This window comes from Brotaphodocola sp. (genome assembly GCF_050873365.1).
Lineage (GTDB): Bacteria > Bacillota > Clostridia > Lachnospirales > Lachnospiraceae > Brotaphodocola.
Map to the genome: position 1 here is coordinate 25,327 of NZ_JBNMIQ010000034.1, position 12,113 is coordinate 37,439.

Sequence of the window (12,113 nt, forward strand, 5' to 3'; positions counted from 1 at the left end):
TTCATTATCATACCATAAACAGACGCGAGACACCAATAAAAAACTATGCAGGGACGTATCATAGTCTACTATAACCACAATACATCCCTGCATTTCTTATACCGCATCTTTATTTTACTGCTTTTTCCAATGTTTCCGCCACATAACTATTCAATGTTGTTTGATGTTCTATTGCATATATCGCTAACCGCTTATGCAATTCTGGTGAAATACGAATGTTAAAACTTCCTTTATAGGCCTTTTCCGGTTCAATATGTTCCTCTTTGCACATTTCAAGATAATCATCAACCGCAGTATGAAAATCATCACGGAGTTCCTTGTAATTTTCTCCCTCATAAGAAATCAACGAACGAATGCCAAGCACTTTTCCAAAGAAGATCCCATCTTCTTCTGACAATTCAACACTTCCAACATATCCATTATATTCCATGGTATTTTTCACAATAATCCCTCCTGTTCCAAAATTTCTATCAATTGCTTAATCTGGTATGCTTTCAACTCTTTCTGCGGATGTGGCTTGTGAAGTAAAATACTTGCATGTTTATCACTTACAAACATAATACGAGAACCGCTAGTTCTTCCCTTATTTGAACGAATATAATCAAAATAATTAAGTAATGTTTCAGCATCATCAAAAGTAAAATCTTTTGGTTTTGATTTTAATCGCTGAATAAGTTTTTCCTTTTGTCCCATCGCACGATACCCTCCTACAATTATATTATATCCAACACGCACAAATATGCAACTATTTTTAGTTGCTTTTTGGTATGATTATCTTCCATTACTGCCTATCAGCATTTTTTAACAACTTTGATCAAACTGTTTCTTAATTTCTTTCTAAACAAAAACAACAACCATACAAAAATGTATACTTGTTTCCAACAGTACATCTCTGCATGGTTGCCGTTTATTTTTTATAAATAACTGCCATTCATTACTATTTATGCCATTAATCTGAATGATTTTTAATTATTTTCAACTCAGTTCCTTGATCTTTCGGATAATTGCATCCCGATATTCTTCCGTTGTCGCCGTTCCGTGAAGATCCGGCGTCAAGCAAGTCCCATCTGCAAGCACCTCATCAACTGCCTTGCGGATCTTTCCGGCACACTCCTTCTGTCCGAGATACTCAAGCATCATGCACGCAGACCACAGAAGCGCGGTCGGGTTCGCGATATGCTTTCCCGCAATATCCGGCGCACTGCCGTGAACCGCCTCAAACATTGCATAATCCGTTCCCAAATTGCTTGACGGCAGAAGTCCAAGTCCTCCGATCAGACCACTCGCCAGATCAGACAGCAGATCGCCGTACAGATTCGGTGTCACGATCACATCAAACTGGTTCGGATTCATTACCATCTGCATACAGGTATTGTCGATGATCTTGTCATTGTGCTCAATCTCCGGATACTCTTTTGCGATCTCCTCAAAGATGCTCAAAAACAGACCATCTGACATTTTCAGGATGTTGGCTTTGTGGACACAGGTCACTTTCTTTCGTCCGTGATTCTTTGCATACTCAAAGGCGTCGCGAATGATTCTCGTGCTCGCCTTTCGAGTGATGATCTTCTTTGCATGGACGGTATCTTCATCGATCTTTTCCTCAACGCCGACATAGAGATCCTCGGTGTTCTCCCGGAAAATCACCATATCCACATTCGGGAACGGGGTCTTCACCGCAATATTGGATTTTGCAGGGCGAATGTTCGCATACAGGTCATACTTATTCCGCAGTGTCACATTCAGAGAACGAAAACCGTGACCGATCGGAGTCGTGATTGGGGACTTAAGCAGAACACGATTCCGCTCAAACGACGCATAAGCCTCATCCGGAATCAAAGCGCCATTTCGTTTCCACTCTGCTTCCCCGACATTATAAATCTCATAATCCAGTTCTGCGCCTGCTGATTCCAAAATCTCCAAAACGCAATCTGTGATCTCCGGTCCAATTCCGTCTCCTTTAAACACTGTGATCATTTTCTTCATAAGTGTGACCTCCTGCCCTTTCCTTTATCCTGTATGCTTTTTGTTTTTTGCTATATGAAATTTTTTCCAATCTTAGCACAGCAGATAATTAAAGTCAATAGGTTGTGGTGATCACAATGTATTGCTTTTGATTTAGAACAAGATTATCTCAATTTTTGCGAATTGACCTTAGCTCCATTGCGCTCCACTGCATATACCATAAGTTCATGCAGGGTTGAGCCACCACAATCAATCGCCGTAAATTCTGACACTTTTCCTGAAAAATAAACGGCATATAAAACATTATTCGCTACTTCAACATAGTAATCCACCCCGTTCACTGCACCGACCGTTTTCATCACCCAAACAGAAGGCAAGATCTGATCCTTCGACTTGCCATCTGCGATATATTGGTTGATCGCAGAAAGAGCTGCCTCCTCATTTTTTGTTAATTTCATTTTTTTCACTGAAATTGCAAGTGTTCCTTCGTTTCCCGAAGAATCCTTCACACTTAAAATCACATTTTGAGTGGTTTCTGAATTAACATCCACGGACGGAGTCACTTCAATTTTGTCTTCCAAATCTTTCTCAAAATCATCCACGGTATAATAATCAGATGGATCAAATTCTTTTCCCAAGACAAGATTTACCATGCTTGGACCGGATATCACAGGCGCTGTTGTATCTACAACATGAACATGAAATTCTTTCGTTGCTTTCAAGAGTCCATTTTTCACTGTATAACGGAGTTTATTATCACCTAATACACTTGTGTCCACTTCTCCCTCAATCGTCACCGTTGCACTGCCAGATTTCGCTTTCACCAAATCTTTTGTCCTCACAACACTTCCCGCTTCCACCGTTTCGCTCACAATCGAAACACCCGTTAATACATAAAATGAAATCAGCGCAATTGCCACTACACATCCAATCACAGATAAAACAATCACCAGCATCTTCGGAACACTCTTTTTCGAATTCTTTTCTGAATTTCCTAAAGATTCCTGATCGGCACAATCTGCTCCATCCACTAACGGTTTCCCGCACATCCTGCAAAAATCACTATTTTCTTCTATCTCCGCACCACAATGTTTACAAATCATTCTTCCGCCTCCTCATTCCAAAGATTTTCCAACGTCGCATACACCTCTTGCATATCAGAATAATCGTTCGCGCTCTTCAACATGCTCTTTTCCTCAGCAATTTCGTCCTCAAACGTTGAAACAATTCCTTTATACATCGAAGCAAACATCTGGATCGCCTGAGCATCACTGTCCTTGTATTCTGAAATGACACTCTCATGACCATAGCAAATCACCCAGGATTCCCAAAACTTATCGATCACTTCCGCAAAATAGAGTTCTTCCTCTGTCGGCTTTTTTCCTAGCTCGATTTTAAAATCCACACCTTCTACCTGAGCATACAACTCATCCAACTTTTCTTCTTTATGCGCAGATATGTATTTCATCGTAAGATTCTTTACCGGAGTTGTCTCCATCGTATCAAGATACTCCATTCCCTGAACGTATACTTTCTGAGAAACACCTTCTATCGGCGACTTTAGGTTTTTCTGATGAAAGTATCCCACACTACACGCAACAGTCGCAACTATACAGACAGCAAGTATCGCAAAAATCATCTTTCTATTTATTCTTGTCTTGTTTCTTTCCTCTTTTTTCAATTCCAATTCCAGTTTCGGAACCTTATTTCCGCAATTCATGCAAAACTCTGAATCCGCCGACATCTCATGACCACACTTTGGACATACCATATCACTTTACCTTCTCTCCCGATATATAGTAGACAATCAAAAATCCAACACCGAGAAGCGCGCATCCCATCGCCAATACAAAAAATGCCGTTGCATATCCAGCATTGATGATATAATTGTACGCATCCCCGCCAACATATGCATTCTTGTTCAGAGAAGAGAAGGTTTCTGACGAATAATAGTGAACCATTTTATCGTATCCCTTACATAACGGAAAAAGTGATACAACAAACAGGATTCCTGAAATCCACGCCCATACCTTATTTCTGACAATGCCTTCGCCAGAATCATTTTTTTCAATCTTTTCAATTGCAGTCGCAGTTTCTACTTCTTCCTTTTTCGTTTCTGCTTTTACCTGTTCTTTCTGCGATGAAACATCTGACAAACCTTTTTCCATTTCATTTTTATAACCACACGCAGGACATATCAAATCCTCACCGAGTACACTTCCGCACTTCTTACAAAACATAATCCTTCCTCCTGATTAATAAGCGTTGTAATTGTCTTTTAACCAATAGTCATAATATGGATTCTTCCACGTTGTCCCATCGGTATAAGTCACATCTTTTACACAGGCTTTCACTTTTTGACAGTTATCCGGAACATCATAGTATTTATCACCGCCATAACTACTTCCTGCTGTAATGTTTGCAGAGTTAAATGCACAGTTAAACTCATTACTATGTGTTCCCTGATATATCTTCCAGTCAACATCAACCGGATACCCGTTTCCATCAAATAATAACAAACCAAACGAGACATCTTTTACCGTTTTGTTTGAATGATTCTTTACCTTAACTTCTGCGCGCATCATCCTGATATAATAGCCATCGTTGTATGCCCTCGCAGATGTAACGGTCACCTGCTGATTATTCTTATAATTTTCGATCTTAATCCTCTCTTGTTCCTTGTCATAGGCTTCTTTCTGACTCTTCACCTGAGATAACCGGTCTGTCACATCTGAATCCGAACAGTACTTGCTAAGTGATTCCAGACTACTGATTGCAACTGCATATTGATTCATTGCAACTTCGTTATCCACATAAGCCATCATCTCTGCCTTATACAGTCCAACTACCTCTGCCATCTTCGCCTGCGCAGAATCATAGTTGGAATCTTCTTCTATTACCCGGCTTAAATTTTCTAACGCATGTTTATAATCTTTTGCTTCGGCTGATTTTATCCCCGCCTCATACGCACTCCGGGAATCCTTCAATCCTTTACAAAAATCACCCACATCCTTTGCTTTTGTTGAGATCAAATCATCCTGATATTTTGCATATGCAGAACTTTTTTTCTTAACCTCCTCATACGCAATTTGCTCTGACTGATAAAAATTCTGTAATTCCTCGAGTTCTTCTGTGATCTCCTGTTCAAGTTGAACGACATAATCTTCTGGCAACAATGCAGAATTAAATATCTCGATCTTTTTGCTTGAATCTTCCTCTGTTCCTGCTACTTGATATTGCTCTTTCGTATATTTGTCTGCTTTTTTTGCAAAAGAAACCTGCGTTTTATGCTCCTCATAATAGTTCCTTGCATCGTCATAATTTTCCGCTTCCACCAGTTCCTTGAACTCGCCCACTGTTTTGTTCAACTGCACCTGTTTATTCACAAGTACCCCTGAAAAAGCTACCACAACCACACCCGCAACGGTAACCGCGAAAATCTTGATTTTTTTCTTTCTGTCTGCTATTTTTTCTTCGCTCTTAAATTCATAGCCACACCCCGAGCAAAATAAGCTATCGTCTGGTATTTCTTTCTGACACTTTGGACAAATCATCTGTACTCCCCCTCTTTTCGGCTTCCTGTACCATCAACCGCATTTTCTTTTGGGGCAAGTATATCAAATTTGTTACCGCAAATGGTCGCCCTGAAGGTGACATTTTCCCCAATAAAACAAAAACCGCCCGGTCACCTGCAAGGGATATTCCTCCCCTCCAAATGACCGAACGGTCTAAAATCATTACCTATAAATTCTGTACCCGTGACTGATTTATCTGTTAGTTACTGCAACTCCACTCCTGGCTTGCGCGCTGAAGCTCCGTCATATGGCAAAAGATTCCTTTCTGCGCCATCAGCTCTTCTGGCGTTCCCGCCTCTGCGACGACGCCATCCTTAAGCACAATGATCTGGTCGGCGGTTGCGACGGTGCGCATGCGGTGGGCGATGATCAGAACGGTCTTATCCTTGACAAGCTCGGAGATCGCCTGCTGAACCAGCGACTCATTCTCGACATCGAGGGAAGCCGTTGCCTCGTCCATCAGAATGATCGGCGCATTCTTCAAGAGGGCGCGCGCGATCGAGAGTCTCTGCCGTTCACCGCCGGAAAGCTCTGAGCCGTTCTCTCCGATCACGGTCTGATAACCGTTCGGGAGACGGCTGATGAACTCCTCACAGTGCGCGATGCGTGCAACTTCCATGACTTCCTCATCGGTCGCAGAACTTCTTCCGATTCGGATATTTTCCATGATCGTGTTGTTAAACAACATGACATCCTGAAAGACGATCGAAACCTGTTTTAAGAGCGTCTCGGGATCGATCTCGCTGATCTTCTGCCCGCCGATCGTGATCGTTCCGGAAGTCGCATCCCAGAAGCGCGCGACGAGCTTTGCGGTTGTGCTCTTTCCACCGCCGGACGGTCCGACGAGTGCGGTGATCTGCCCCTGCTTTGCCGAAAACGAGACATCGCGAAGCACGTTTTTTCCATCCTGATAAGCAAAGCCCACGTGATCAAAGACGATGTCATAACCCTGATTCTTCATCGTCTTCTCTCCGCTCTGGATCGGCTGATCTTCAATCTCCTTCATTCGCTCCACGACGAGAAGCGCAGAGAAGACCGCAGAGAGGTTCTGAAGACAGCCCGTGAGCGGACCGTAGATTCGCGTCGCAGAGATCATAAAAATCAGAAATGTCAGCAGTTCGAGCGAGCCATCCGCAAGCATGCGCGCGCCGACAAGAACCGTCGTCGCCATTCCGATTTTGAGGATCATTTGCGTCGCCGTGACGAGAATTCCATTTGTAAACTCCGTCTTTCTCGTCGCGGTCTCCGCCGAATCGAGCTTCGCATCAAGGGCATCCAAGTAAGTGCCCTGCATGTTGTTGGCGCGAATATCAGAAATCGTCTCAATGCACTCCTGAATTCCATCCGAGGCAGAGAGTTTTTTCACTTTCTGTTTTCGCTCTGCGCGGTCGACAACCGGGCGCACACTGACGGCAAGCCCAAACGAGATCGGAACGACCCAGAGCATTGCAAGTCCCATCTTCCAGTTGAAGATCATCATCACAATTCCAATCAGAACCGTCGAGCAGAATGCTCCGATCAACTCCGGGATGAAATGCGACAGCGCAGTCTCCATAAATGCACAGTCGGACATGATTGTCGTCGTCAGATCGGCGAGATCCCTCTGTCCGAAAAATGCGAGCGGAAGTTTTCGGAGTTTCTCCGCAAGGCGGATGCGCATTCCCGCGCTCTCCTGATAGGAGGAGAGAAACGTCGCATTGTACTGGCGGTACGTCAGCCCGAATACCAGAACCATGACAGCGATTCCCGCAATCAGGTAACCTGCAAGTCCCGGATGAATGCTCTGCATGCCCCCTAACATCGAAATCTCTGACGACGAGATTCCAAGCACCGGAGCAAAGAGATTTGCAAGAAAAACGATCAAGATTCCCATTGGAAGCATCAGTCCGATGTTGCTGAGTGTGCAGGCGATCGAAGCTCTGACGAGATCTGACGCTCCCCGTTCACTGAGCGCAAATTTTTTCTGAAGATATTTACGCATTTCTCTCACCTACTTTCCACGCAACTGCCTGCTGATAATCCGTCCACATCTTTGAGTAGATTCCATTCTGCGCGAGCAGTTCCTGATGCGTTCCGCGCTCTGCGATCGTGCCCGCCCGCATCACAAGGATCTGATCTGCCCCGCAGACCGTCGAGAGGCGATGTGCGATCATCAACACGGTCTTCTTCCGGATCAGCTTCTCAAATGCTTTCTGAATCCGTGCCTCATTGTCCGGATCAGCAAACGCGGTCGCCTCATCGAGGACGACGATCGGAGCATCTTTCAAGAGTGCGCGTGCGAGCGCAATTCTCTGACACTCTCCGCCGGACAGGTAAACGCCCTTCTCCCCGACCACGGTGTCGAGTCCCTGTGGCATTTTTTCGATGATGTCCTCGCACTGAGCCTCCAAAGCGACTCTCATGACTTCCTCACGGGATGCACTCGGGCGACCCGCACGGATGTTTTCGAGAAGCGTCGTCTTGAAGAGGTGGCTGTCCTGAAAGACAAAGCTGACCTGACGCATGAGTTCCTCCGTGTCGATCTCACGGACATCGACTCCGCCGATCCGGATGCTTCCCTGATCGACATCAAAAAAGCGTGGAATCAGGCTTGCAACTGTGCTTTTTCCACCACCGGACTCTCCGACAAGTGCGGTGCACGTTCCCGGCTCAATCCGAAACGAGACATGCTCGAGCGCATTCTTGCCGTCCTTGCGATAAGAGAAGCTTACATTATCAAACTCCACTGAGGTATCTTGAGGCATTTTCGGCTGTTTCGGCTGTGGAAGCTCCTCCTCGCGCATAATCGCGAGAATTCGCTCAATCGCATCTTTTGCGAGCATCGTGTTCTCGCTTGAGTGCATGATCTTGTCCATCATCGTCACGCACACCGGCGTAAACAGCAGATAAAAGACGAGATCAAGAGCCGTGTCGAGCGCCTGCTCTCCCGCCGAGAGATCCCCGATCAGAAGAACTCCCGCCATAATCAAAAATACAAATGCCGAGTTGATTGCCGTCGTGTAACCACACATCGGCAGGCGCAGAGAGATCGTGTAGCTCACTGACCAGTCCTTAAATCGCAAAATCGCCTCATGAAAATTTTTGAATGAAAAAACGCTCTGCTGAAACGTCTTCACGACCGGAATTCCGCGCACATACTCGACTGCCTCATTGTTCATATCTCCGAGTGCATTCTGGTACTGATCCATCTTTTCCTTGAGCTGAGGACCTGCCATCTGGCTCAGACACACCGCACCGATTCCCATCGGAATCAGGCTGATGAGTCCGAATCTCCAGTCAAAAAACAACAAGAGAATCAGGACGGCGACCGGTGTGACAAACGCTCCGGTCAGATCCGGGAGCTGGTGAGCGAGATACGCCTCAGTCTGCGCCGATCCATCGTCCACAATCCGGCGAATCTTTCCGCTTCCAATCTGGCGAACCGTTCCGATCGGAAGTTCCATCAGCCGGTGCATCGCTCTGCTCTTTAAGTTTCGCGCCGTCCGAAATGCACAATAATGCGTGCACAGAAGCGCCAGAAAATACAGCACCATCGAGACGAGCGCTGAGATAACCGCCTTCCATCCGTATGAAATCAGGATCTGCGCGTCCACGTTCGACCAGGTGCAGATCGCCGTCTTAACCGCACTCCACATGTACAGGTAGGGGAAGAGCCCGACCACCGCACTGACGCCTGCAAGCAGACAGCCGAGTCCTGTCAGATAGCGGTAACTGCCCGCAAATGTCATCCATGTGACGCTCTCTTTTCCTTTCCTGTTTTTTCCATTTTCTTTGCTCACTGCGTCCTTCTTTCCCGGTTTCAGGAATCAATCTTTCTGGACCCATTCTTTCTGAACTCATTCTTTCTGAACTCATTCTTTCTGGACCCATTCTTTCTGGAATCATCCTTTCTGAAATCATTCTTTCTGAAATCATTCTTCCAGAAATCCATGTTTCGAGCATCGATAAATCGATGTCTTAAGAATCAATCAGACTGAGCCAGCCCGCATGCTGAAACTTGGACAGAATCAGAGCATCGTGCACCGCCTGCTCCTCCGGCACTTCATGGGAGACAAACTCCTGAATCTGCTGGAAAAACGAACGGCACAGAATATGAATCAGCGTGTCACTCATCTCGGGCATCGTTTTTCCGATCTGCTTCATCGCCGATAGAAATTCTTTGCTCGATTTCTCCTCGATCTTTGCAAGCTGATCCATGAAATCCTCACAGACTGCCGGATTTCCCCCGCTAAAGAAGAGGCGAAATGCCTCAAAATTCTCATAGATGTAGTGAATCATCTGCGGAATGTATTCCTCCACAACGGAAGTCAGCCGTCCCGGCTGGTTCTCCGGCGGAAGCTGTGCAAACTCCTCATGCACCTGTCTGTACCAGTCCAAAAGTCCATATACCACATCCCCGGTCAGCGCCTCAAACAGCGCCTCCTTGCTCGCAAAATACCCGTAGATCGCACCGGTCGTCACCGACGCTTTCTGGGCAATCCGACGCATGGATGCCTTCTCATATCCGCAGGAGAGAAATTCCTCTTTTCCCGCTTCCATGATTGCCTGAACCGTTTCTTTTTTTTGAATTGCCATGGTAATTCCTCTCTGTTGCCAATGTTATTACCCGTGTTACGAATTTTCTCATTCTGTAACAGCATTTTATAACAGTGTTATATAACACTGTTATTATCGCACAGGCAACGCGTTTTCTCAAGATTTTAATTCATCATTTTTTCTCAATAAGACGATTCTGAAACATCGCGAAGTTTCATTTTGTCGCCACAATCAGAAATCCAAGCGAGGCTCTGGTATCTCCGACCGCCTGAAGAATCGCCGAGAAAAGGTTGTACGCGTAAGTGATGATCAATCCCCCTGCAATCACACGCAGGTAGGCACTGCCATATCCAATCAGCTTTTCCGGCGTTCCAATCATCCTCAGACCAGCTCCCGCTCCCAAAAAGAAGACCGCACCGATCAGAATGGCAAGCACTCCGCCGAGACTGAACGCGACAAAGACTTCCTCCCGAAATTTCTTTTTGTCGTCTGCACCGTACAGGGATGCAAAGATGACGGAAAGTCCCGTGCAGAACCCGTTTAGCATAAAAATCATCAGATTCATCTAAATGCGGGCAGGATACTCCGACCTCTTAGGTTGGGGAAGAATGCCCGCTATACCTCGCTTTCTTAAATGCTAGATTCTCAGAAAAATATATGATAAAATAATATTGCTGATGAAAGTACTATGATTTCTTAGAAAGGCAGGTGCTGAAAATTGTCCGATCTAACCAAAACAATAAAACTTCGCATCCATGTTTCCCCGGAACAGGAGATTTTGTTTTGTCAGATGACTGAGCAGTACCGCCAGGCTTGCAACTTTGTGTCACAATACATTTTTGATAATCAGTTTAACTTGTCTTATCAAAATCTCAATAAGGAGCTGTACAATGATCTTCGCGGTCAGTTTGGCTTAAAGTCACAACTCGCACAATCATCCATTAAGACAGCTACCGCACGATACAAAACGGTCAAAGAGCAACTATTACAAAATCCATTCAAATACAAAGATGAGAATGGCAACTGGAAATCCATTACTAAAACGCTTGAATGGCTCTGGAAACCTGTATGTTTCAACCGTCCACAAGCAGACTTGGTTCGCAATCGTGATTATAGCTTTGTCGATGATGGTCAAATCCTATCCATCAATACGCTTGGTAAACGAACCAAATGCACCTTTGAAGGCGAACATTTCGCTGAATATTTCGATGGTTCGTGGAACCTCGGCACCGCGAAGCTGGTCAAACTCAAAGGTCTGTGGTATTTGCATATCCCTGTTACGAAGGCTGTTGAAGATTTTCAGAAAGAGAACGTCCGTCATGTTGTCGGCATTGACCGTGGCTTACGTTTCCTGACTGTCAGCTATGATGAACAGGGTAAAACAGAATTTGTTTCTGGCAAGAAAATAGCAACGAAAAGACACAGATTTCAAGAAGTTCGCCGTCAGCTCCAATCCAAAGGTACAAAATCTGCAAAGCGTAGACTAAAAGCCATTTCAGGACGAGAGAACCGTTGGATGTCCGATGTAAACCATCAGATTTCTAAGACACTCGTTGAAAAATATGGCAAAGATACGTTATTTGTGCTGGAAGATTTGACTGGCGTGAGCTTTGAAGAAAGAAATCTCTCCAGAACCGCAAAACAAAATTACGACCTGAGAAGCTGGAGTTTCTATCAGTTCGAGCAGTTTTTGACCTATAAGGCTCACGAAAATCGCTCAGAAGTGCTGAAAGTTTCTGCAAAATACACCTCTCAGCGTTGTCCGAAATGTGGCACAATCCACAAGGAGAATCGTAACCACCACAAGCATCTGTATCGTTGTCAATGTGGCTACAAATCCAATGATGACCGAATCGGTGCGATGAATATACAGCTTCTCGGTACAATGTGGATTTCTGGAGATAACCATCCTCGCTACGAAAGAATAACAAATACCTTAGAGTAAATCTCTTTGGTAAAACGGGCATTGTCAACTGCCCGATGATGTAGGCAGAATGAGGGAGACATCTTGCGATGTCGTTACTACCTATGCTTCTC

At 45.1% G+C, this 12,113-nt stretch carries 12 protein-coding genes and 1 pseudogene; 1 reads left to right on the forward strand and 12 read right to left on the reverse strand.

Annotated elements, in window-relative coordinates; all coding sequences use genetic code 11:
* Positions 1–109 precede the first annotated feature (109 nt).
* The 12 genes and pseudogenes from ACR0QT_RS12775 to ACR0QT_RS12830 form a co-directional block, all read right to left on the reverse strand.
* Positions 110–442 (reverse strand): type II toxin-antitoxin system HicB family antitoxin, encoded by a 333-nt coding sequence (locus ACR0QT_RS12775; RefSeq protein ID WP_432631090.1) that lies wholly within the window; start codon positions 440–442, stop codon positions 110–112.
* Positions 439–693, reverse strand: coding sequence for a type II toxin-antitoxin system HicA family toxin (locus ACR0QT_RS12780; RefSeq protein WP_432631091.1), 255 nt, complete (start codon positions 691–693; stop codon positions 439–441). The genes ACR0QT_RS12775 and ACR0QT_RS12780 overlap by 4 nt, the downstream gene beginning before the upstream one ends.
* A 282-nt stretch (positions 694–975) precedes the next feature.
* Positions 976–1,986, reverse strand: a complete 1,011-nt coding sequence (locus ACR0QT_RS12785; RefSeq protein ID WP_432631092.1) for an isocitrate/isopropylmalate dehydrogenase family protein — start codon at positions 1,984–1,986, stop codon at positions 976–978.
* A gap of 143 nt (positions 1,987–2,129) precedes the next feature.
* Complete coding sequence (locus tag ACR0QT_RS12790; protein ID WP_432631093.1) at positions 2,130–3,068, reverse strand: immunoglobulin-like domain-containing protein; 939 nt, start codon at positions 3,066–3,068, stop codon at positions 2,130–2,132.
* Positions 3,065–3,646, reverse strand: coding sequence for a hypothetical protein (locus tag ACR0QT_RS12795; RefSeq protein ID WP_432631102.1), 582 nt, complete (start codon positions 3,644–3,646; stop codon positions 3,065–3,067). The genes ACR0QT_RS12790 and ACR0QT_RS12795 overlap by 4 nt, the downstream gene beginning before the upstream one ends.
* Before the next feature lie 24 nt (positions 3,647–3,670).
* Positions 3,671–3,736, reverse strand: a pseudogene (locus ACR0QT_RS12800) (zinc-ribbon domain-containing protein); the annotation flags it as partial.
* Between the two features lies 1 nt (position 3,737).
* The gene (locus tag ACR0QT_RS12805) at positions 3,738–4,205 is read right to left on the reverse strand and encodes a hypothetical protein (RefSeq protein ID WP_432631094.1); all 468 of its coding nucleotides are present in this window, start codon (positions 4,203–4,205) and stop codon (positions 3,738–3,740) included.
* Positions 4,206–4,220: 15 nt separating this feature from the next.
* Entirely contained in the window at positions 4,221–5,519 is a 1,299-nt protein-coding gene (locus tag ACR0QT_RS12810; protein ID WP_432631095.1) for a DUF5780 domain-containing protein, read from the reverse strand.
* Between the two features lie 220 nt (positions 5,520–5,739).
* Positions 5,740–7,521: an ABC transporter ATP-binding protein gene (locus tag ACR0QT_RS12815; RefSeq protein ID WP_432631096.1), complete on the reverse strand. Its 1,782-nt coding sequence runs from the start codon at positions 7,519–7,521 to the stop codon at positions 5,740–5,742.
* Entirely contained in the window at positions 7,514–9,268 is a 1,755-nt protein-coding gene (locus ACR0QT_RS12820; protein WP_432631101.1) for an ABC transporter ATP-binding protein, read from the reverse strand. The genes ACR0QT_RS12815 and ACR0QT_RS12820 overlap by 8 nt, the downstream gene beginning before the upstream one ends.
* Before the next feature lie 229 nt (positions 9,269–9,497).
* Positions 9,498–10,115 carry a TetR/AcrR family transcriptional regulator gene (locus ACR0QT_RS12825; protein ID WP_432631097.1) on the reverse strand — a complete coding sequence of 206 codons (618 nt, stop codon included), beginning with the start codon at positions 10,113–10,115 and terminating at the stop codon, positions 9,498–9,500.
* A 175-nt stretch (positions 10,116–10,290) separates the two neighbouring features.
* Entirely contained in the window at positions 10,291–10,632 is a 342-nt protein-coding gene (locus tag ACR0QT_RS12830) for an MATE family efflux transporter (protein WP_432631098.1), read from the reverse strand.
* 162 nt (positions 10,633–10,794) lie between these two features.
* Here ACR0QT_RS12830 and ACR0QT_RS12835 point away from each other — a divergent pair, with 162 nt between their 5' ends.
* Complete coding sequence (locus tag ACR0QT_RS12835; protein ID WP_432631099.1) at positions 10,795–12,021, forward strand: RNA-guided endonuclease TnpB family protein; 1,227 nt, start codon at positions 10,795–10,797, stop codon at positions 12,019–12,021.
* The last annotated feature ends 92 nt before the right edge of the window (positions 12,022–12,113 follow it).